This is a genomic window from Stenotrophomonas sp. YIM B06876 (assembly GCF_030711595.1).
Taxonomy (GTDB): domain Bacteria; phylum Pseudomonadota; class Gammaproteobacteria; order Xanthomonadales; family Xanthomonadaceae; genus Stenotrophomonas.
This window is the reverse complement of sequence record NZ_JAUJUJ010000003.1, coordinates 118,573-140,636: the sequence shown is the minus strand read 5'-3', so window position 1 is coordinate 140,636 and position 22,064 is coordinate 118,573. Positions and strand designations below refer to the sequence as shown.

Here is a 22,064-nt window from a genome sequence, read left to right as displayed (position 1 = left end):
GCCCGGCAGGTGCCGGGCTTTCCGCATCACAGACTACGGGGCAATTACCAGATCACGACGCGCTTGTCGTCGGCGCGCACCATCGGCTGGCCGGCCTTGCACTCGAACGCGGCAGCAAACGAGGGCATGTTGGACGGCGCTCCATTGGCGCGGAAGTTGGCCGGCGCGTGCGGGTCAGTATTCAGGCGCACACGCAGCTCGCCATCGGTGAAGTTGCGGCGCCATACGGTGGCCCAGTTCATGAAGAAGCGCTGGTCTTCGCTGTAGCCATCGACCGGCACATTGCGCGCCGGGTCTTCCTTCAACGCCATCTGCAGCGCGTCATAGGCCACGGTCAGGCCGCCGAGATCGCCGATGTTCTCGCCCAGGGTCAGCTTGCCCTTGACGTTGATGCCCGGCAGCGCCTCATAGTTGTCGAACTGTGCCACCAGCTGGTCGGTGCGGCCGTTGAACGCGCTGCGGTCGCTGTCGGTCCACCAGTTGTCGAAGTTGCCGTTGGCGGCGAACTGGCTGCCCGAGTCGTCGTAGCCGTGCATCATCTCGTGGCCGATCACCGCGCCGATGCCGCCGTAGTTCAGTGCCGGATCGGCCTTGGCGTCGAAGAACGGCGGCTGCAGGATCGCGGCCGGGAACACGATCTCGTTCTTGGTCGCGTTGTAATAGGCGTTGACCGTCTGCGGGCTCATGCCCCACTCGCTTTTGTCCACCGGCTTGCCGATCTTGTCGAGCATGTAGCGGTAGTTGAACGCGCGCGCCGCGCGCATGTTGGCCAGATAGCCCTCGCCACCGGTCTGCAGGCCGCTCCAGTCACGCCACTTGTCCGGGTAACCGATCTTCGGGGTGAAGCTGGCCCACTTCTCCAGCGCCTTCTTCCGGGTGTCCTCGCCCATCCACGGCAGCGTTTCCAGGCGCGCCTTCAGCGCGGCCGACAGGTTCTCCACCAGGTGCTGCATCTGCACCTTGGACTCGGCCGGGAACACCGCATCCACATACAGCTGGCCCAATGCCTCACCCATGGCGCCATTGACCGAATCCAGCACCCGCTTCCAGCGCGGCTGCATTTCCTGCTGGCCGCGCAGGGTCTTGCTGTAGAAATCGAAGTTGGCCTGTTCGAACGCCTTGCTCAGGTACGGCGCGGCGTTGTCCACGGTGTGGAATCGCAGGTACGCCTGCCAGGTGGCGGCCGGCACGTCGGCCAGCATCTTGTCCACCTCGGCGAAGAAGCCCGGCTGCGCCAGCGAGAACTTGTTGGCGGCCGGCACCTTCAGCGTGTCGAAGAACGCGGACCAGCTGAAATTCGGGGTGATCTTGTCGGCATCGGCCGCGCTGACCGGGTTGTAGCGCTTGGACGGATCACGCAGTTCGATGCGCGACAGCGACGCCTTGGCCAGACGGGTTTCAAACGCCATCACCGCGTTGGCCTGCTCGGCGGCCTGCGCCGCATCCACTCCGGACAGCTCCAGCGTCTGCGCGATATAGGCCACGTATGCGTCGCGGATCTTGGCCTGGGCCTCGTCGAAGTAGTAGCCCTTCTCCGGCAGGCCCAGCCCGCCCTGCCCGGCGTAGGCGATCACATTGCCCGAGTCCTTGTAATCGGCATTGCCGCCGAACGAGAACAGGAAGCCCTGGCCCTGTGCATAGCTGTCACGCAGGTACTTGCCGATGGCAGCGGTATCGCCCAGCGCGGCGATCCGCTCCAGCTCCGGGGCGAGCGGGGTGATGCCGGCCGTCTCGATCGCGGCCTCGTCGGAACCCGTCTTCCAGATGTCGCCGATCTTGGCTTCCACCGAGCCTGCCTTGGCGTTGCTGGCCGCGGCCTGCTCCACCAGCGCGTGCTGCACTTCCAGCGAGCGCTCGCGCAGGATCTCGAAGCTGCCCCAGGTGGTCTGGTCGCCCGGCACCGGGTTGGCCGCCAGCCACTTGCTGTTGACGAAGCCGTTGAGGTCGGTACAGGCCGAAATGGACGGATCCAGATCGGCGACATCGAGCGAAATCAGCGGGGTCTTGATCTGCGACAGATCGAATGCCGGCTTGGCGGCGTCCGCCGTGGCGGGGGCTTCGGTCTTGCCGCAGGCAACCAGCGACGCCGCGATGGCGACAGTCAGGGTCAACGGGGCGAGCTTGGAAAAGGTCATGCAGTTCTCCGGTCTTGCAGGAAATGCCGCGTACTACACGCGACGCAACCTGCGAGCGTATGCGATAGCGCACTGCGACCGATGGCCCAAAGGTCATGTGCGGCTTCACCCGCGTCTGCCTCCATTCGTGAGCGGCCGCCGCGAAAACTGGAACTGGCCACGGTGTCGCGCTACGCCCGCTGGCGCTTGGCGGCATACATCGCGCGATCGGCATGGGCCAGCAGCGCACCTGCCCCGCCTGCGCGGCGGTCACGTCCCGTTCGTCGGGATGGACCGGGTCGAATATCCGCTGGCCCACCACTTCCGCGGGCGCGTAGCCGAAGAGCCGCTGGAAGCTGTGTACCGGCGCCGTGGCGTGTTCATGCAGTCGTGGCCCCCATGGAAGCAAACTGCCGAAGCACCGCCGCTGCCTGCATTACCTGAATGCACACATCTTCCCTGGCTCTGGAGAATCGCGATGACCGGCAAAAACACGATCTGCCTCTGGTACGACGGCACCGCTTTGGACGCTGCGACGTTCTACGCGGGGATCTTCCCGGACAGCAAGGTGACAGCCATCCATCACGCGCCGGGCGACTACCCCGCGGGCAAGCAGGGCGATGTGTTGACCGTCGAGTTCACGGTGATGGGCATTCCCTGCCTGGGCCTCAACGGCGGCGCGGCGTTCAAGCACAGCGAGGCGTTCTCGTTCCAGGTGGCGACCGACGACCAGGCCGAAACGGATCGCCTGTGGAACGCGATCATCGATAACGGCGGCCAGCAAAGCGCCTGCGGCTGGTGCAAGGACAAATGGGGACTGTCCTGGCAGATCACCCCACGCGCCCTGACGGCGGCGATCACCGATCCGGACCAGGCCGCGGCCAAGCGCGTATTCGCGGCGATGATGGAAATGACCAAGATCGACATCGCCGCGATAGAAGCCGCCCGCCGCGGCTGACCTTGGTGACACTGAAGCGGCCAGGATCCCGGCCAAAGCCGGCTTCGCATCGTGAATCCGGGCACGGCTTTGGCTTCACGACAATTTCGCGTGGTCACGCGCGTAGTGGCGGCCATCTCCGGCACGCTTCACTCCTCCGGCGTGAGGCGTGAACCAGCCCGCGGGGCGCCACGGCGGATCCCGGCGAATCGAAATCCGAGGCCACGCAGGGCGAGTTACAGCTCAACACAAGAAGATTGAAATGCAACGCGATCTCCCGACTGGCTGCTCCGGTCTGGACCGAGTGCCTTGTCGCCATGTCCCGGGGCCGCGTTTCCCGGTCTTGAGGCAGCTGCGACACCTGCACCGCGCACAGCAGCCATGGCCTATCCCCGCACAAGCAGACCTGCTGCATTGCCAGCTAGCGCATACATGCTGGCGGCGGCCACCAACGTACCAGGGAACGGTGAGCCCCGGGCCTGGTCCGGGAAATGATGGATTTCCATGATGTCCGCTGACGCCCACATCCTCACGATCAATGGCGGCTCGTCGAGTATCAAGTTCGCGCTTTTCGAGGCGGAGTTTCCCTTGCGGCAGCGATGGGTCGGCGTGCTGACGCGGATTGGCCAGCCGCAAGCAACGTTTACCGTGAGGGGCACGAACGCGGCGGAGAGCACTGCGGAAAAGGTGAGCGCGCCGGATCACAGCGCCGCCGTGGACATCCTGCTCGACTGGATCGAACACCAGGGCTTGAATCACACGTTGGCGGCGGCAGGACACCGGCTGGTCCACGGTGGGCCGGAGTTTCACCGTCCGCAGAAGATCACCGCGAGCCTGCTGCAAAAGCTGCATCTGCTCAGCCCTTTCGATCCCGAGCACATGCCGCAGGAGTTGCGGCTGGTGGAGGCGCTCCAGCGTCGCTTTCCGCAGCTGGATCAAGTCGCCTGTTTCGACACCGGCTTTCACCACAACCTGCCGCGCGTGGCCAGGCTGTTGCCGATCCCGCGCCGCTATGAAGCCCTGGGCGTCAGGCGCTATGGCTTCCATGGCCTTTCCTACGCTTTCCTCATGCAGGAACTGGTGCGACTTGGCGACCCGGCCGCCACCACCGGCCGGGTGATCCTGGCGCATCTGGGCAGTGGTGCGAGTCTGGCCGCGGTGGCCAGCGGCCAGTCGATCGATACCAGCATGGGGTTCACGCCGTGCGCCGGGGTGCCAATGGGTACGCGCGCCGGCGATCTGGATCCGGGACTGGTGCTGTATCTGGCCAACCTCGAGCAGATCGACGCGCAGCAGTTCAACTACATGGTCAACCTCCAGTCCGGCCTGCTGGGCATCTCCGAAACCAGCGCGGACCTGCAGGAGCTGCTGGAGCACGAGATCCACGACGTGCGTGCCGCCGAGGCGGTGGCCCTGTTCTGCTACCGGATCAAGAAGACGGTCGGCAGCTATGCGGCGGCCCTGGGCGGGGTGGACACGCTGGTGTTCGCCGGGGGCATTGGTGAAAACGCGGCATTGATCCGTGAGCGGATCTGCAGCGGCCTGGATTTTCTTGGCATTGCGCTCGATGCAACCCGCAATGCGCAAAGCGCTGCACTGATCTCTGCCGATGATGCCCGGGTCCAGGTGCGTGTGATCCACACCAACGAAGAACTGATGATCGCCAACGCCGTGCTGCACGCTCTTCCCTTCCCATGCGGGACGACCCGGCCATGAAACCCATTCCTTCACCGGTGACACCGGAATTGCTGCAGCGCATGGACGCCTATTGGCGCGCCGCCAACTATGTGTCGGTCGGGCAGATCTACCTGTACGACAACCCCCTGTTGCACGAACCGCTGACGCTGGCGCATGTGAAGCCGCTGGTGGTCAGTCATTGGGGGACGGTGCCGGGCCAGAATTTCATCTATGTGCATTTGAATCGCGTCATCCAGCAGTACGACCTGGACATGCTCTATGTCGCCGGGCCGGGGCACGGGGGGCCGGCGGTGGTGGGCAACGTGTATCTGGAAGGCACCTGGACGGATGTCTACCCCGATGTCACCCGGGACGAAGCCGGCCTGAAAAAACTGTTCAGGCAATTCTCGTTTCCGGGCGGTATCTCCAGCCATGTCGCACCCACGACTCCCGGATCGATCCACGAAGGCGGCGAACTGGGCTATTCGCTCAGTCATGCCTTCGGCGCCGCGTTCGACAATCCCGGCCTGATCGTGGCCTGCGTGGTAGGTGACGGTGAAGCCGAGACCGGACCGCTGGCGACCGCCTGGCACGCCAACAAGCTGCTCGACCCGATCACCGATGGCGCGGTGCTGCCGATCCTGCATCTGAACGGCTACAAGATCAGCAACCCGGCCGTGCTGGCGCGCATCGGGCATGACGAACTGGAGCATTTTTTCCGCGGCTGCGGCTGGACGCCGTACTTCGTGGAGGGCGACGATCCGGCCACCATGCACGAGCTGATGGCGCGCACCCTGGACCGGGCCATCGACGACATCCACACGATCCAGAGCCGCGCCCGCACCAACCAGGACGCCACCCGCCCCCGCTGGCCGATGATCGTGCTGCGCTCGCCCAAGGGGTGGACCGGGCCGAAGGTGGTTGATGGCCGGCCCATCGAAGGCACGTTCCGCTCGCACCAGGTGCCGCTGCTGGTGGATGGCGCGCACCCCGATCACGTACCGCTGCTGGAAAGCTGGATGAAGAGCTACCGCCCGCAGGAGCTGTTCGACGCGCATGGCTGGCTGCTGCCCGAGCTGGCCGCCCTGGCACCGGTGGGCGAGCGCCGCATGGGCGCCAATCCGCACGCCAACGGCGGGCTGCTGTTGCGTGACCTGCGCATGCCGGACTTTCACCAGCACGCGGTGCAGGTGCCCGCGCCGGGCGCCGTCGACGCCCAGGACACACAGGTGCTGGGCCCGTTCCTGCGCGATGTCGCCACGCTCAACCAGGATCAGCGCAATTTCCGCCTGTTCGGTCCGGACGAGACGCTTTCGAATCTGCTGGGGGCGGTGTTTGAAGTGACCAACCGCCAGTGGGACGCATGCGAGCAAAGCAATGACGAGTTCCTTGCTCCCGCGGGTCGCGTGCTCGATTCGATGCTCAGCGAACACCAGTGTGAAGGCTGGCTGGAAGGCTATCTGTTGACCGGACGCCACGGCCTGTTCAACAGCTACGAGGCCTTCATCCGCATCGTCGACTCGATGTTCAGCCAGCACGCCAAGTGGCTCAAGGTGACCAGGGAACTGCCGTGGCGCCGGCCGATCGCCTCGCTGAATTACCTGCTGGCCTCGCACGTGTGGCAGCAGGACCACAACGGTTTCACCCACCAGGACCCCGGGTTCCTGGACCACGTCATCAACAAGAAGGCCGACATCGTGCGCGCGTACCTGCCACCCGATGCGAACTGCCTGCTGTCGGTGATGGACCACTGCCTGCGCAGCCGCAACTACGTCAACGTGGTCGTCGCCGGCAAGCACGCGCTGCCGCAATGGCTGACCATGGACGCGGCCGTGGTGCATTGCACCCAGGGCATCGGTATCTGGCAGTGGGCCAGCAACGACCAGGACAGCGAACCGGACGTGGTGATGGCCTGCTGCGGCGACACGCCGACGCTGGAGGTGTTGGCCGCGGTATCGATCCTGCGCGAGCATCTGCCCGAATTGAAGGTACGCGTGGTCAACGTGGTCGACCTGATGAAGCTGCAGTCGTGTTCCGAACATCCGCATGGTTTGGACGATGTCGATTACGACTCGCTGTTCACCCGCGACAGGCACATCATTTTCGCCTTCCATGGCTATCCCTGGCTGATCCACCGCCTCACCTACCGGCGCGCCAATCGGGAACTGCATGTGCGTGGCTACAAGGAGGAAGGCACGATCACCACGGCCTTCGACATGCGCGTGCAGAACGATCTGGACCGCTTCCACCTGGTGCAGGACGTGATCGACCGCTTGCCACACCTGGGCTCGCGTGGCGCGTACCTGAAGCAGCAGATGCGCGACAAGCTGATCGAGCACAGCCACCACATCCAACGACACGGTGAGGACATGCCTGAAATCCGTGACTGGAGGTGGAAAACATGACGTCGCGGGAATGCGTTGCCGGAACATCGGCAGCGGCCGCCTGCGGGTATCACTTCGCTGCGCCGCTTCATTCCTGTAGCGCGGCGCCTGGACCGGCAGCGTAAAGGCGGGCGGTGGCTGCTGGTGACTGCTGGTGACTGCGTTGTCCTGGCATCTCCGGCTGACCCGCAAGGGCGAACCGTTCGCAGGTCGGCAGGTGGCCCCGGACAGCCTGTCCGACCTCATTGTCCAGCTGGCGCGGACTGCGGTGCGGGAAGTTCGGGGCAGTCCCGGCGTCAGCCAATCACCCCGTCGATACCTGAAGCGTCGCAGCATCGATCTTGCATCGTTGGCGTCCATCGGGATGCCGGTCCTATCCACAGGAGAATCCCATGGACCTGATCCGCAACGGCAGCCTTCCTTCCGCGAAGGGTCCGCCGGACCACTTCACCGGCAATGTCCGCATCGACATGCCTTTCAAGGGGACGGGTGAGGCGACGATCTCCGGCGTCCTCGTCAGCTTCGAACCGGGTGCGCGCAGCGCCTGGCACACCCATCCGCGCGGACAGGTGCTCATCGTCACCGCCGGCAAGGGCTGGACCCAGTGCGAGGGCAGCCCGATCGTCGAGATCAACGCCGGCGACATCATTGTCTGCCCGCCGGGTCACCGGCACTGGCACGGCGCCACGCCCACCACGGCGATGACCCATATCGCCGTGCAGGAAGCGGTCGACGGCAGCGCTGTCCACTGGATGGAGAAGGTCGGCGACGAAACGTACAACGCGGGTCCATCCGCCCCCTGATCCCCCCGGCAAAGGAGTCTTCCCATGCTTGCCACCGTCTTGCACGGCCCCGGCGACGTCCGCCTCGAGCAGGTCGCCGACCCGATAATCGAAAAGCCGACCGATGCCCTCATCCGGCTGTCGGCCACCTGCATCTGCGGGTCCGACCTGTGGCCCTACCGCGGCCTGCAGCCGCAGACAGGTCCCCTGCACATGGGCCACGAATACTGCGGCGTGGTCGTCGAAGTCGGCGCCGAAGTGCGGACCATCAAGCCCGGCCAGTTCGTCGTGGGGTCGTTCTGCATTTCCGACAACACCTGCCCGCATTGCGGCTTCGGTTTCCAGTCGTCCTGCGCGCAGGGCGAGTTCATGCGCGGCGCGCAGGCCCCGTATGCCCGCGTTCCGCTGGCCGACGGCACGCTGGTGGCCACGCAGGAAATCCCCGGTCACGAGCGGATTCCCCATCTGCTGGCGGTATCCGATGTCCTGGGCACGGGCTGGTACGCCGCCGACGCCGCGAACGTTCGTCCAGGTGGCACCGTGGTGGTCGTGGGCGATGGCGCGGTGGGTCTGATGGGCGTGTTGGCGGCAAGCCAGATGGGCGCGGAGCGGATCATCGCGATGAGTCGTCACGCGTCGCGGCAGGCGCTGGCCCGCGAGTTCGGCGCCACCGATCTGGTCGCCGAGCGCGGCGACGCGGGCATCGACCGGATCATGCAGCTCACCCACGGCGTGGGCGCGGACTCGGTGCTGGAATGCGTCGGCATGCAGGAATCGATGCAGCAAGCGATGGGCGCATGTCGTCCGGGCGGCAGCATCGGTTATGTCGGTGTCCCGCATGGCGTGACCTTCGATGGCCAGAAGCTGTTCTTTTCCCAGCGCCGCATGCTCGGCGGCCCGGCGCCGGTGCGTCGCTTCCTGCCGGACCTGATCGAGCGCGTGCTCACCGGCAGCATCCATCCGGGCAAGGTGTTCGACCTGGAGTTGCCCCTCGCCGATGTCGCCGAAGGCTACAAGGCGATGGACGAGCGCCGGGCAATCAAGACCCTGTTGCGGGTGTGACTGATGACGGGGCCGGAAGGCGGCTTCATCACCGGGAGTGATTTCCTGATCGATGGCGCTTCTACGGGCTCTGGGCGCAACGTTGAAACCCGCGCGGCAGCCAGGGCCGGGGGCTGAGGTCTGCTGCTGGCCTGCCAAAAACAGAACCCGGCTTTCGCCGGGCTCCGTCCTGTATCGAATCAGATTTTCCAGATCAACCCGATTGCCGGCCTACTTCGCCTTGCCCTGGTTGGCCACGGCTTCGGCCGCCTTTCTGGCCGCCTCCGGATCGCCGAGGTAGCGGAACGACTTCACCGTCAGGTCATTGTTCAACTCAAACAGCAGCGGGATGCCGGTGGGAATGTTGAGCTCGAGGATTTCTTCGCGGGAGACGTTGTTGAGGTACTTGTACAGCGCGCGCAGCGAGTTGCCGTGGGCGGTGACCAGTACCGTCCTGCCGTCCTTGAGCTGCGGGGCAATGGCATCAAACCAGTACGGCAGCACGCGCTCCAGCGTGGTGGCCAGCGATTCGGTGGCCGGCAAGGCGTTGCCGTCCAGGCTGGCATAGCGGCGGTCGTGCAGCGGATGGCCGGGATCGGCCAGATCCATCGGCGGCGGCGGGATATCGTAGGAGCGGCGCCAGACCTTGACCTGGTCCTCGCCGTGCCTGGCGGCGGTTTCAGCCTTGTCCAGGCCCTGCAGCCCGCCGTAATGACGCTCGTTGAGACGCCAGCTTTTGTGCACCGGCAGCCAGTCCTGATCCATCGCGGTCAGCGCGCCCTGCAAGGTGAGGATCGCGCGCTTGAGCACCGAGGTGTGGGCGACATCGAACTGCAGCCCTTCCTCGCGCATCATCTGCCCGGCGGCGATGGCCTCGCGGCGGCCCTGCTCGGTCAGGTCCACGTCCACCCAGCCGGTGAAACGGTTGTCGAGGTTCCACTGGCTCTGGCCATGGCGCAACAGTACGAGTCTACGGGTCACTGCGAGTCTCCGGATGGGGGAAAAGCGGACCCGGATTGTAGCCCTATCGACACCGCCGCCCGGCCGCCCGCCTCGGCAAACACGCAGCAGCCGGGTGGACCGGGCCGGGCGCTCGCGCTTCCGGCGATGGCACGGGCAGCGCGGCCATTGGGGCAATCATTTGCGGCCAGGGGGGGGCGGAAAGAGGGTTTTGCCGGTACCGCCGGCCCCGGCAGGCGGGCCGGAATCGACCGGGACGCGCCCGCACCGCGCGGTACCACGGCCGCCCTCCCCGGCCGGCCGCACGAAACCGCTGCCGGAAACGGTCCGTTGCCGCCGTGGCGCCGCCGGATCCGATCGGCCGTGCGATGCTGGCATTTGAACAATTATGGAGACCCCGCGATGGCTACCCTCATTGCCCCCCGCATCCATGATCTTGGCGGCTTCCAGGTGCGGCGTGCGGTGCCGTCGCTGCAGGCGCGCAGCGTGGGCCCGTTCGTGTTTGTCGACCACATGGGGCCGGCGATCTTCGAACCCGGCCGCGGCATCGACGTGCGCCCGCATCCGCACATCGGCCTGGCCACGGTCACCTTCCTGTGGTCCGGGCAAATCGGCCACCGCGACACCCTGGGGTCGAACCAGGTGATCCGTCCTGGCGATGTGAACTGGATGACCGCCGGCCGCGGCATCGCCCATTCCGAGCGCACTCCGCCGGGCGAGCGCGCACACGAACATCCGCTGCATGGCATGCAGACCTGGGTGGCGCTGCCCAGGTCGCACGAGGAAACCGATCCGGCGTTCTACCATTTCAGTGCCGAACAGCTGCCGCGGCAACAGCGCGATGGCGCCTTGCTGCGGGTGATCGCCGGCCGCGCCTATGGCGAGGAGTCGCCGGTGAAGGTGTTTGCCGACACCCTCAATGTCGCCCTCGATCTGGACGCGGGCGCCGAAATCGATCTGGATGCCGGCCATGCCGAGCGCGCGCTGTACCTGCTCGAAGGCGAGGCGCAGCTGGACGGGGTCGACATCCCCGCCCGGCACTTGGTGATCCCCGAACCGCAGGTGCGCGGGCGCCTGCGCGCCAAAACCCCTGTCAAGGCGATGCTGATGGGCGGCGAGCCGCTCGATGGCCACCGCCACCTGTGGTGGAACTTCGTCTCCAGCTCCAAGGAGCGGATTGAGCAGGCCAAGGACGATTGGCGGCAAGGGCGTTTTGGCACCATCCCCGGCGATGACCAGGAATTCATTCCACTGCCGCCCTGAGTATTCGTGGCAGCAGCGTTCACGCACTGATCACACCGCCACCCACGGCCTCGTTTACGTTTGCCGGACACCCGTTCCGGGTTATCCACGAAAGCGCAGACATGGGCATGGGCAAACGCGTTGCGGCCGAGTTCATCGGTACCTTCTATCTGGTTATGGGCGGGTGTGGCAGCGCGGTGCTGGCCGCCAATTTCGGCGGTACGGGCAATCCGCTGGGCATTGGCTTCATGGGTGTGGCGCTGGCGTTCGGCCTGACCGTGCTGACCGGCGCCTATGCCTTCGGCCATATCTCCGGGGCGCACTTCAATCCGGCAGTGAGCATCGGGCTGTGGGCCGGCGGCCGCTTTGCCGGCAAGGACCTGCTGCCCTACATCGTGGCCCAGTTGCTGGGCGGCTTCGCTGCGGCGTTCATCCTGCTGCAGATCGCGCAAGGCAATGCCGGTTTCGTGATCGACAGCAGTCATGCCGGCACCTTTGCCAGCAACGGCTATGGCGCACTGTCACCGGGCGGTTACAGCATGGCCGCCGCGTTCCTGTGCGAAGTGGTGCTGACCGCGTTTTTCCTGATGGTGATCATGGGCTCCACCCACGGCCGCGCGCCCACCGGGTTTGCGCCCCTTGCGATCGGGCTGGCGCTGACCCTGATCCACCTGATCAGCATTCCGGTGAGCAATACCTCGGTCAACCCGGCCCGCTCCACCGCGGTGGCGATATTTGCCGGCAGCGGCGCGCTGGGCCAGCTGTGGCTGTTCTGGCTGGCGCCGATCCTGGGCGGCATGATCGGCGGTATCGCCTACAAGTGGATCGGCCACGAACCGCATTGACCATGCACCGCGGCGGCGGCCACAACCGCTCCAGCGATTTGTAAGCCGGCCCGGCTTTGTAATAGGGTGGGTCCACCGTAGACGTGCATGGGGATGCGCGGGTCAGGCCATGGATACCACCGGCCTGCGGGGCAATGCGCTGGCTTCCGAACAATGCACACGATTCCGCCGGGCCTGTCCGTGCCGGCTCCTTCTGGGGGGAATGTGACGTGAAGACTGCAAGTGTTTTTTCCGGCCTTTTGCTGGCATTGGCCAGCCCTGCTGCGCTGGCCGAGCCAGCCGCCGGTTGCCCGTCCTTGCCGGCCAACGCGAACCTGCACTGGGAAGCGCAGGTGCAGAGCGATTTCATCGTCTGCAAGGCGACCACCGACGATGGCCGCGCGGTGTTGAACATGATGCTGGGCTCGCGCAATCCGGACCTGCCGTTGAACCGCCCGCTGCGCGCGGAAAAAGGTGGCTTTGCCGGGGAACCGCTGTACTGGTACCGGCTGGACATGGGCGGCCGCGACCTGCCTGGCCTGGAGTCGCGACGCATCACCGTGGTCAAGCTGGACAAGAAACGCTATGCGCAGATCTGGATCGATGCGGCCGACAGCAGCGAGCTGGGCCTGATGCAGGGGCTGACCCAGAGCATGCACCTCAATCCGTCGGCGCTGGCTGGAAGCAACTGACCGACCCCGGGTTGCCGACTGGCAATCCGGGGGCAGCACGGTCAGAAGCGCCCTTCCTGGTAGTCGACAAACGCCTGCATCAGCTGCTCGCGGGTATTCATCACAAACGGCCCATGCCGGGCCACCGGCTCGCGCAGCGGACGCCCGGCCACCAGCAGCAGCCGCGCGCCGTGTTCGCCCGCACCCAGCTGCAGCAGTGCACCGCCCCCCAGAACGCCCAGCTCATGGGTCGCCAGCATGCGCGCGTCCGCCCCCTCGCCCACCTGCGCGGTCCCTTCAAACACATAGGCGAAGGCGTTGTGGCCTTGCGGCAACGTGTAATGCCAGCGCACCCGCGGCTGCAGCGCGATATCCAGATACAGCGGATCGGTGGCCGGCTGCACGATCGGCCCGACCACCTCGCCCACCTGGCCGGCGATCACCTTCACGCTGACGCCCGGCACCGGGCTGGCCGTCGGAATGCGCTCGGGCGCGAACTCCTGGTACCGGGGCGCGGTCATTTTCTCGCGCCCCGGCAGGTTCACCCACAGCTGGAAACCGCGCATGCGGCCGGACTCCTGTTCCGGCATTTCCGAATGCACCAGGCCGCGGCCGGCGGTCATCCATTGCACGCTGCCCGGCGTGAGCAAGCCCTCATTGCCGTGGTTGTCCTTGTGCCTCATCCGTCCGTCGAGCATGTAGGTGACGGTTTCAAAACCCCGATGGGGATGGCTCGGGAAACCGGCAAGATAGTCCTCCGGCTGGTCGGTGCCGAACTCGTCGAGCATCAGGAACGGATCCAGATCCGGCAGTTCGGACGTCCCGATCACGCGGGTCAGGCGCACGCCGGCACCGTCGGACGTCGGCATGCCGCGGATCGTGCGCACCACGCGGGTGTGATTTGCGTTGCTCATGGGCAGGTTCTCCTGGACTGCTCAGACAATGGGTGTCCCCGGCGCCGGCGCCAACGGCCACCGGCGCAACCGATTGTTCCAGCGGCCGGCACGGACGGCGTTATGTGCAGCGGCCAGTCAGCGTGTTTTGCATGTGCAAACTACGACCAAAGTCGCATCTGCTTCACTTGCCGTACACGTTGACCCCTGCCGCGCATGGGAGGACTCTTAAGACGATCTCAGGGTGAGGCTTCTCATGAAAGGTTTTTCAAAAGTCGGCTGGGCGTTGCTGTCCATCCTCGGCGCAGGATGCCTGGGCGTGGTGGCCCTGCGCCGCGGCGAAAATATCAATGCGCTGTGGATCGTCGCCGCGGCGGTTTCGATTTACCTGGTGGCGTTCCGCTATTACGGCCTGTTCATCGCCAACAAGGTGCTTGGGGTCGATCCGACCCGCGCCACGCCGGCGGTCATCCACAACGATGGTCTGGACTATGTGCCGACCAACAAGCACGTATTGTTCGGCCACCACTTCGCCGCCATCGCTGGCGCCGGCCCGCTGGTCGGCCCGGTGCTGGCCGCACAGATGGGCTACCTGCCCGGCACGCTGTGGCTGATTGCCGGCGTGGTGCTGGCCGGTGCGGTGCAGGATTTCATGATCCTGTTCATCTCCACCCGTCGCAACGGGCGTTCGCTCGGCGATCTGGTGCGCGAGGAAATGGGCCAGGTGCCCGGCACCATCGCGTTGTTCGGTGTCTTCATGATCATGATCATCATCCTGGCGGTGCTGGCGATGATCGTGGTCAAGGCACTGGAGGGCAGCCCCTGGGGCATGTTCACGGTGATCGCGACGATGCCGATCGCCATTCTGATGGGCCTGTATATGCGCTACGTGCGCCCGGGCAAGATCGGCGAGATTTCGGTCGTGGGTCTGCTGCTGCTGGTTGCCGCGATCTGGTACGGCGGCAAGATCGCCGCCGATCCGGTGCTGGGCCCGATGTTCACCTTCACCGGGGTGCAGATCACCTGGATGCTGATCGGCTACGGTTTCGTCGCCGCGGTATTGCCGGTGTGGCTGTTGCTGGCCCCGCGCGACTACCTGTCCACCTTCCTCAAGATCGGCACGATTGTCGGCCTGGCGATCGGCATCCTGATCGTGATGCCGGAGCTGAAGATGCCGGCGCTGACCCAGTTCACCGACGGCACCGGCCCGGTGTGGAAGGGCAGCATGTTCCCGTTCCTGTTCATCACCATCGCCTGCGGCGCGGTCTCCGGTTTCCATGCGCTGATCAGCTCCGGCACCACGCCCAAGCTGCTCGCCAATGAAGGCCACGCCGCCTACATCGGCTACGGCGGCATGTTGATGGAGTCGTTCGTGGCGATCATGGCCATGGTCGCCGCCTCGATCATCGAGCCGGGCGTCTACTTCGCCATGAACAGCCCGGCCGCGATCATCGGCACCGATGTGGTCCATGCCGCGCAGGTCGTCAGCAGCTGGGGCTTTGCGATCACCCCGGATGCACTGAACGCGACGGCGGCCGAGATTGGCGAGCATTCGATCCTGTCGCGGGCCGGCGGTGCGCCGACGCTGGCGGTGGGTATCGCGCAGATCCTGCATTCGGTACTGCCGGGCGAAGGCATGATGGCGTTCTGGTACCACTTCGCGATCCTGTTCGAAGCGCTGTTCATCCTGACCGCGGTCGACGCCGGCACCCGTTCGGGCCGCTTCATGCTGCAGGACCTGCTGGGCAACTTCGTGCCGGCGCTGCGCCGCACCGATTCGTGGGTGGCCAGCTTCATCGCCACCGGCGGCTGTGTCGCGCTGTGGGGCTACTTCCTGTACCAGGGCGTGACTGACCCGCTGGGTGGCATCAACATGTTGTGGCCGCTGTTCGGCATCGCCAACCAGATGCTGGCCGGTGTGGCTCTGATGCTGTGCACCGTGGTGCTGTTCAAGCAGAAGAAGGAGAAGTACGCCTGGGTGCCACTGCTGCCAGCCATCTGGCTGCTGATCTGCACCACTGCAGCCGGCTTCATCAAGATCTTCTCCAGCGATCCGGGGGTGGGCTTCATGGCCCAGGCGCACAAGTACCGCGACGCGATCGCCGCCGGCAACCTGCTGCCGCCGTCCAAGGGCTTCGACCAGATGCAGCAGGTGATGATCAACAACTACATCAACGCCGGTCTCACCGTGCTGTTCCTGTTCGTGGTGTTCGCGGTGCTGGTGTATTCGGTCAGGACGATCATCGCCGCCCATGCGTCCCCGCTGCGGACCGATCGCGAGACCCCGTACGTGGCACTCAAGCCGCATGAGGTGGATCTGTAATGAGCACCGAACTCGTTCCTGTCGGCCAGCACCAGGCGTTCAAGCGCACCTGGCGGCGCCTGGTGCAGACGGCGCGACTGTGCTGCGGCGTGCCGGACTACGACAACTATGTGCGCCACGTCCGCGAAAAACATCCGGACCGTATTCCAATGGACTACAAGACGTTCTTCCGCGAGCGTCAGCAGGCACGGTTCGGTGGCAAAGGCGGTTTCCGCTGCTGCTGAATCCACAGCTTGGGAAGCACCCAAGGCGGGGCCATTGGCCCCGCCTTTTTCATGACGCACATCCATGTGCGTCACCGTTCGGCGGCATCGCCGTGAAAAACGGCTGTCCTGCCGTTTTTTCATGACGCACATCCCCGTGCGGCACCGCTCGGCGGCATCGCCGTGAAAAACGGCTGTCCTGCCCTTCTTTCCTGTCCGTGATCTGCAAAACCGATCACATGGGCACTGCGGATCGCCACAGATGCCGGTGCTAGGATCGGCCATCACCATGCAATCCCGGGCTCTACCACTCATACAACGCAACCGGAAAGGAAACTGGAATGCAGAGAAAGATCCCTGTTCTGGCAACAATAGCCACTTCGTTGCTTATGGCTTCATGCGCGAGAACAACCGTTTCGTGCCTAAAAAATGTCGCTTTATGCGTAAACACAATGGCTCAAGAAAGGGAGCAACCGCGAGTGCCAGCCAACACCCAGCAAAAAACCCCCTTCACCGATCCAGCCGTGAAGCCTCTGGCAGATGCCATTGCTGACGGTAAGACCGCTCGGATAAAGGCACTGGCGCCGACCACCGATCTGGCTGCTCGAGGCCAGTACAATGTGACCCTGATGGAGTGGGCAATCTGGAACCAGAAACCCGCCTCACTCGAAGCGCTGCTGGAGGCTGGAGCCGATCCCTCCCTGATCGGGATGGATGACGAAACCGTCGTGCATATGGCCGCGATGGTCGATCCACCGGAGTACCTCCAGGTCCTGCTCAAACACAAGGTTCCCGTCGACTACACGCGTCCCACCAATGGCTGGACGCCGCTGTTCGTTGCGGTGATGTACGACCAGCATATCCAGCGCGATCTTTTGATCAACGCAGGCGCCGACATCAAGCGTCGAGATCACCTTGGAAACACCCTGCTTCACATTGGCGCCAAGGATCCAGACACCGTACTCAAACTGTTGGAGGCGGGTGTCGATCCCACTCTGCGCAACAACAATGGCGATACGTTCCAACTTTCCTTTTTTAGAACGCCGGAAAAGCTGCTCAACGCCAAGGGGAAGGCAGGTCGTGACCAAGTTCGCGGCTGGCTGGAGCGCCACAACATTGCCATCGAGCATTGATACGGAGGAAGGCGCTTGTCATGGAATCGACTACTTCCACCAAATTTGATGCCCAATCAATCACCGGTACAACGCCGCAACCTATTGACCTTCAATTACCACAGGTACTTCAAGATCTCTACGCTCATGCGCGTAGCCGTCGCGAAGGTCAATCTCCAGAGCCCGCCCTTCTCCCGCCCGGCTGGACCCGAATCAGTGAACAAGAGCTTATAAGCAAAAGTATCGGCACTTCCTTGTTACACAACGACAGGTCTGGTTTCGATGCAAGCTTCTATCGCGGCCCTGACGGACAGGTAGTCCTGGCATTCTGCGGAACCGACGAAGGTAAAGACTGGCCACAGAATCTGGGACAGGGCGTCGGACTCCAGACAAGGCAGTACAAAAATGCCATCGAGTTGACCGAAAGAGCTTTGGCTGTTTACGGCGACAATCTGTTACTGACTGGACACTCTTTGGGCGGTGGCCTCGCTGCTGCCGCTGGCGTCATCAACAACACACCCGCCGTTACTTACAACTCTGCAGGCGTACATAGCAACACCTTCGAACGTGCACGCTTGGACCCGATCGCTGCAAAACAATACGCAGCGGAAGGTCTGATCCGTAACTACAGCGTCAAGAACGAATTACTTACACACCTGCAGGAAGACAGCATCCCACTGAAATGGGCACTGCCCGATGCCATTGGCCATCGCATTGAACTCCCCGACCCCGCCCCGCTGTCGTTTGGCCAGCGCCTGATCCCGGGAACAATGCTCAAGCATCGATATGACCTTCATGGCATCGCCTCGGTAATGGACTCGCTGGATCTGCAACAGCTGCGCGATGCCGAACAAGGTAAAGCAATCAAAGCCCCGGCATCGGCCAATAGTGTCGGGAACCGGTTGTTCGAAGATGCGGTCATCCAGCTTGAGCCCCAGCGCGAGAAGCTGGGCCTGAAAGACGACGTGACCTTCCTCAACACCGCAGCGGGTATCGCCGCGCGCTCGGCGGATGATGGGCTGGACAGAATCGACCATATGGTCTTTCACGGGGATCGACTGTTCGCTGTCCAAGGCCGCCTGCATGACCCGGCGCATCGGCGCAGCAACCTTGATCTGGCAGCGGCAATGGACATGCCGATGCAGGCCAGCATCCATCAGCTCGAGCAGCACCAACGCCTGAATCCGGCCAACGCGCAAATCGAACCTGATCACAGTCGACGGCATTTTGCGATGGGCTGATCTGACGCCGTCAGCGCCCAGAAAGAAGGACAGCAGCTGCTGTCCTTCTTTTTGAACGGCTTTTCTGTCGCAGCAGCGGACTCAGGCCCCCGCCATCCACTTGAGCATCAGCCCGGTGATGTAGGCCAGCACCGTGCCGGTGGCATAGCCGACCGTGCCCAGCAGCACGCCCACCGGCGCCAGGCTGGGGTGGAACGCCGCCGCCACCACCGGCGCCGAAGCCGCCGCGCCGACATTGCCCTGCGAACCGATGGCCAGGAAGAACATCGGCGCCTTCAGCAGGCGGCCGACCACGTACAGCAGCAGCACGTGCGTGCCCATCCAGATCACCCCCAGCAGGAACAGCCACGGACGCTCCAGCAGCGAGAGCAGATCCATCTGCATGCCGATGCAGGCGATCAGGAAGTACAGGAACAGCGTGCCGACCTTGGAGGCGCCGGCTGCTTCCAGCTCACGGGCGCGGGTGAAGCTCAGCGCCAGGCCGGCGAAGGTGGACAGCATCACCACCCAGACGAACTGGTTGTCCAGCGAGGCCTGCTTGGCGAAGCTGATGTTCTGCGCGCACCAGTTCGACAACGGCGCAGCCAGCGCGTGCGCCGCGCCGACAATGCCCAGGCCCACACCGACAATGACCATCAAATCGGTCAGGGTCGGAATGCGGGCGCTTTTGGCCTGGTAGTCGGCGATCCGACGCTTCATGTCATCGATGGCCGAGGTGTCGGCACCGTTGCGTGCGTCGATGCCCTGCGCCCGCCCGGCCAGCCAGATCAGGGCGGGCATCAGCAGGATGCTGGCACACACCACATCGACCACGGCGAACTGGCCGAAGGTGGTGGCATCGACATTGAAGGTCTCGCGCATCGCGGCCATGTTGGCGCCGCCGCCGATCCAGCTGCCGGCCAGCGCCGCCATGCCGGCCCAGGTGTCCCCGGCCACGGTGGGCGAGTGGATGAGCTTCATCGCCTGGAAGGACGCCAGCGCGCCGAGCATGATGCCCACGGTGCCGGTGACGAACATGATCAGCAGCTTCGGGCCAAGCCTGGCGATGCCCTTCAGGTCGATCGACAGGGTCAGCAGCACCAGCGCCGCCGGCAGCAGCACATCGCGCGCGATGGGGTTGTAAAGCTTGGTGGTATGCCCGTCGATCACCCCGGCGGTGTTGTAGATGGCCGGAATGAAGTAGCACAGCAGCAGCGCCGGCACCCAAGCGAAGAATTTGCGCCAGAACGGCGTCGGTCCGCTGGCCAGATAGAAGATCGTGGCCAGCGTGGCCGCGATCAGGCCGAGGCCGACGATGTCATTGGTGATCAGTGCGGTGGTGCTCTCGGTCGGCATCAACCCGTTCCCCTGTCGATCGATTGATAAGAAAAAAAAACGCCGCAGGACGCGGCGATAGCGCAGCTTAGCACCGCCAGGGCGGCGTATCACGGCGCAGCGCGGCATCGGATGGCCACGCTGCGGCGCTATGCGGCAATGCCGCCTCGCCAGGAGGCGGCACCAGCATTACTGGCCGATGTGCTGCTTGAGCCAGCCGTTGACCGTGTCGTGCCACTGCACGCTGTTCTCCGGCTTCAGCACCCAGTGGTTCTCGTCCGGGAAGTACAGGAACTTGGATTCGATGCCCTGGCGCTGCAACGCGGTGAACGCACCCAGCCCCTGCTCGACCGGGATGCGGTAGTCGAGCTGGCCGTGCACGATCAGCATCGGCTTCTTCCAGTCGGCGACATGGTTGACCGGGTTGAACTTCTCGTAGTTGGCCGCCTTCTGGTACGGCGTGCCGCCCTGCTCCCATTCGGTGAACCACAGCTCCTCGGTGGCGTAGCCCATCATGCGCTGGTCGAACACGCCGTCATGGTTGACCAGGCACTTCCACGGCCCGTTCCAGTTGCCGGCGATCCAGTTGACCATGAAGCCACCGTAGCTTGCGCCCAGGGCGCAGGCCTTGTCGCCGTTGAGGAAGCGGTATTTCTGCTGCGCCGCCGCCCAGCCCTTCTGCAGGTCTTCCAGCGGGCGGTCGCCCCAGTGCTGGCTGATCGCATCGGTGAACGCCTGGCCGTAGCCGGTGGAGCCGTGGAAGTCGATCATCACCACCGCGTAGCCTTGTCCGGCATAGGTCTGCGGGTTCCAGCGGTAGCTCCAGCCGTTGCCGAAGCTGCCCTGCGGGCCGCCGTGGATCAGGAACGCCACCGGGTAGTTCTTGCCTTCCTCGTAGTTCCAGGGCTTGACCACGTAACCGTGCACGGTCTCGTCGTTCCAGCCCTTGAACGAGAACTGCTCGAACTCGCCGAATTTCACGTCCGGCAGCATCTCGCCGGCACTCGGGGTGATGGCGCGCAGCTGTCCACCGCTCACGCTGGTGGTGAACAGCTGGTCGCCGCTCTGCAGCGAATTGCGGGTGAAGGCCAGGGTGTCGCCGGCGATCTCGAACGCGGACACACTGCCCTCGCCCACCACTTTTTCCGCCTTGCCGCTGGCCACGTCCACCGCGAACAACGGGTGTTCGCCCATGTGCTGGGCAGTGGTGTAGATCGTCTTGCCATCGGCGGACAGGGTCGCGCCATCGGCCGAGCTGTCCCATGCCGGAGCGATTTCACGGGTCTTGCCGCTGGCCAGATCCATCGCCATCAGGCCGAAGCGGTCGGCTTCGAAACCCGGGCGCTTCATCGCGCGGTAATACAGGGTCTTGCCGTCGGCACTGAACACCGGGCCGGCATCCCAGGCCGGATTGGCGGCGGTCAGGTTCTTCGGGGCGCGTTTGCCTGTGGCATCGAGCTGGTACAGGTCGAAGTTGGTCGACCACGGCTCTTCGCGGCCAGCGACGCGGATGGACGCCACCACCGACTTGCCATCCGGCGACCACACGAAATCCTCGTTGCCACCAAACGGTTTGGACGGCGCGTCACCGGCCAGGGTGGCGCTGATCGCCGAGGCACCCTTCACCGGCGCTTCCTTGGCCTTGGGCAGCGGCGCCACGAACAGGGTGTTGCGGCGGCCGTCATTCCAGGTGTCCCAATGGCGCACGAACAGGCTGTCGAACACCTGGCCGCTGTGCTTGGCAGCGGCGGTCTTGTCCAGCCGCGTGCGGGTGCAGGCCAGGTCGGAGCCACAGCCCTGGAACGCGCCGCTGCTGAACAGCACGCGGTCGCCCTGCGGCGAAATCCGGAAGCTGTCCACATCCAGCGCGAAATCGGTCAACTGCCGCGGCGCGCCGCCCTGCAGCGATTGCGAATACAGCTGCTGGCTGCCGGACTTGGCGCTGAGGAAATACACGGTGCCGCCGTCGGCCGACAGCGCAGCCGAATTGACGTTCCAGCCTTCCGGGGTCAGCCGCGCGGGCGGAGCGATGTCGCGGGTACGCAGGTTGCGGGTCCACAGGCTGCTGCCGGCCTTGCCGCTGGCGCTGTCCAGCTGGCGCTTGGCGAACACCACGGTGCCGCCGTCGGCGGTCAGCAATGGCGCCGAAAAGCGGTCCATCGCCACCATGTCGCGGACGTCAAAGCCACGTTCGGCCGCCAGCGAAGGCATCGCGGTCAGCAGGCACAACGGCAACAGGGCGTATCGAAGTTTCATGGGTGTCTCCGGGACACGGCAAAACCCGGATAGTAGGCGCGCAGACACGGCTGGCGCAAAGGTATGAAGTCATGCCGCGGCCGGCGCCAG

At 64.6% G+C, this 22,064-nt stretch carries 17 protein-coding genes; 12 read left to right on the top strand and 5 right to left on the bottom strand.

Features of this window, described 5'->3' with window-relative positions; genetic code table 11:
• Positions 1–44 precede the first annotated feature (44 nt).
• Positions 45–2,135 (bottom strand): M13 family metallopeptidase, encoded by a 2,091-nt coding sequence (locus tag QZH66_RS02880; protein ID WP_305804443.1) that lies wholly within the window; start codon positions 2,133–2,135, stop codon positions 45–47.
• Positions 2,136–2,592: 457 nt separating this feature from the next.
• Between QZH66_RS02880 and QZH66_RS02875 the strand changes: the two genes are divergently transcribed.
• From QZH66_RS02875 to QZH66_RS02855, 5 genes are all read left to right on the top strand, one after another.
• Complete coding sequence (locus tag QZH66_RS02875; protein WP_305804442.1) at positions 2,593–3,072, top strand: VOC family protein; 480 nt, start codon at positions 2,593–2,595, stop codon at positions 3,070–3,072.
• Positions 3,073–3,558: 486 nt separating this feature from the next.
• Positions 3,559–4,767 (top strand): acetate/propionate family kinase, encoded by a 1,209-nt coding sequence (locus QZH66_RS02870; RefSeq protein ID WP_305804441.1) that lies wholly within the window; start codon positions 3,559–3,561, stop codon positions 4,765–4,767.
• Complete coding sequence (locus QZH66_RS02865; protein WP_305804440.1) at positions 4,764–7,133, top strand: phosphoketolase family protein; 2,370 nt, start codon at positions 4,764–4,766, stop codon at positions 7,131–7,133. The genes QZH66_RS02870 and QZH66_RS02865 overlap by 4 nt, the downstream gene beginning before the upstream one ends.
• A gap of 371 nt (positions 7,134–7,504) precedes the next feature.
• Entirely contained in the window at positions 7,505–7,915 is a 411-nt protein-coding gene (locus QZH66_RS02860; protein WP_305804439.1) for a cupin domain-containing protein, read from the top strand.
• Positions 7,916–7,939: 24 nt separating this feature from the next.
• Positions 7,940–8,956, top strand: coding sequence for a zinc-dependent alcohol dehydrogenase family protein (locus tag QZH66_RS02855; RefSeq protein ID WP_305804438.1), 1,017 nt, complete (start codon positions 7,940–7,942; stop codon positions 8,954–8,956).
• Between the two features lie 210 nt (positions 8,957–9,166).
• Here the strand turns inward: QZH66_RS02855 and gpmA are convergent, their stop codons facing one another.
• Positions 9,167–9,916, bottom strand: a complete 750-nt coding sequence (gene gpmA, locus QZH66_RS02850) for a 2,3-diphosphoglycerate-dependent phosphoglycerate mutase (protein ID WP_305804437.1) — start codon at positions 9,914–9,916, stop codon at positions 9,167–9,169.
• 381 nt (positions 9,917–10,297) lie between these two features.
• Here gpmA and QZH66_RS02845 point away from each other — a divergent pair, with 381 nt between their 5' ends.
• The 3 genes from QZH66_RS02845 to QZH66_RS02835 all read left to right on the top strand — a co-directional run bounded on the left by QZH66_RS02845 (position 10,298) and on the right by QZH66_RS02835 (position 12,653).
• A complete protein-coding gene (locus QZH66_RS02845; protein WP_305804436.1) occupies positions 10,298–11,158 on the top strand; it encodes a pirin family protein in 861 nt (286 codons plus the stop codon).
• 101 nt (positions 11,159–11,259) lie between these two features.
• The gene (gene aqpZ, locus QZH66_RS02840; protein ID WP_305804435.1) at positions 11,260–11,982 is read left to right on the top strand and encodes an aquaporin Z; all 723 of its coding nucleotides are present in this window, start codon (positions 11,260–11,262) and stop codon (positions 11,980–11,982) included.
• A gap of 209 nt (positions 11,983–12,191) precedes the next feature.
• A complete protein-coding gene (locus tag QZH66_RS02835; protein ID WP_305804434.1) occupies positions 12,192–12,653 on the top strand; it encodes a hypothetical protein in 462 nt (153 codons plus the stop codon).
• A gap of 41 nt (positions 12,654–12,694) precedes the next feature.
• Here the strand turns inward: QZH66_RS02835 and QZH66_RS02830 are convergent, their stop codons facing one another.
• Entirely contained in the window at positions 12,695–13,546 is an 852-nt protein-coding gene (locus QZH66_RS02830) for a pirin family protein (RefSeq protein ID WP_305804433.1), read from the bottom strand.
• Between the two features lie 235 nt (positions 13,547–13,781).
• Here QZH66_RS02830 and QZH66_RS02825 point away from each other — a divergent pair, with 235 nt between their 5' ends.
• From QZH66_RS02825 to QZH66_RS02810, 4 genes are all read left to right on the top strand, one after another.
• Positions 13,782–15,848: a carbon starvation CstA family protein gene (locus QZH66_RS02825; protein WP_305804432.1), complete on the top strand. Its 2,067-nt coding sequence runs from the start codon at positions 13,782–13,784 to the stop codon at positions 15,846–15,848.
• On the top strand, positions 15,848–16,072 hold the full coding sequence (locus QZH66_RS02820) for a CstA-like transporter-associated (seleno)protein (protein WP_305804431.1): 225 nt from the start codon (positions 15,848–15,850) through the stop codon (positions 16,070–16,072). The genes QZH66_RS02825 and QZH66_RS02820 overlap by 1 nt, the downstream gene beginning before the upstream one ends.
• A gap of 320 nt (positions 16,073–16,392) precedes the next feature.
• Entirely contained in the window at positions 16,393–17,184 is a 792-nt protein-coding gene (locus tag QZH66_RS02815) for an ankyrin repeat domain-containing protein (protein ID WP_305804430.1), read from the top strand.
• A 20-nt stretch (positions 17,185–17,204) separates the two neighbouring features.
• Positions 17,205–18,404 (top strand): XVIPCD domain-containing protein, encoded by a 1,200-nt coding sequence (locus QZH66_RS02810; RefSeq protein WP_305804429.1) that lies wholly within the window; start codon positions 17,205–17,207, stop codon positions 18,402–18,404.
• An 81-nt stretch (positions 18,405–18,485) separates the two neighbouring features.
• On the opposite strand, the gene QZH66_RS02805 is transcribed toward QZH66_RS02810, so the two are convergent.
• Both QZH66_RS02805 and QZH66_RS02800 read right to left on the bottom strand, forming a co-directional pair.
• On the bottom strand, positions 18,486–19,739 hold the full coding sequence (locus tag QZH66_RS02805; RefSeq protein WP_305804428.1) for a DUF819 family protein: 1,254 nt from the start codon (positions 19,737–19,739) through the stop codon (positions 18,486–18,488).
• 168 nt (positions 19,740–19,907) lie between these two features.
• Positions 19,908–21,974: a S9 family peptidase gene (locus QZH66_RS02800; RefSeq protein ID WP_305804427.1), complete on the bottom strand. Its 2,067-nt coding sequence runs from the start codon at positions 21,972–21,974 to the stop codon at positions 19,908–19,910.
• Between the last annotated feature and the right edge of the window lie 90 nt (positions 21,975–22,064).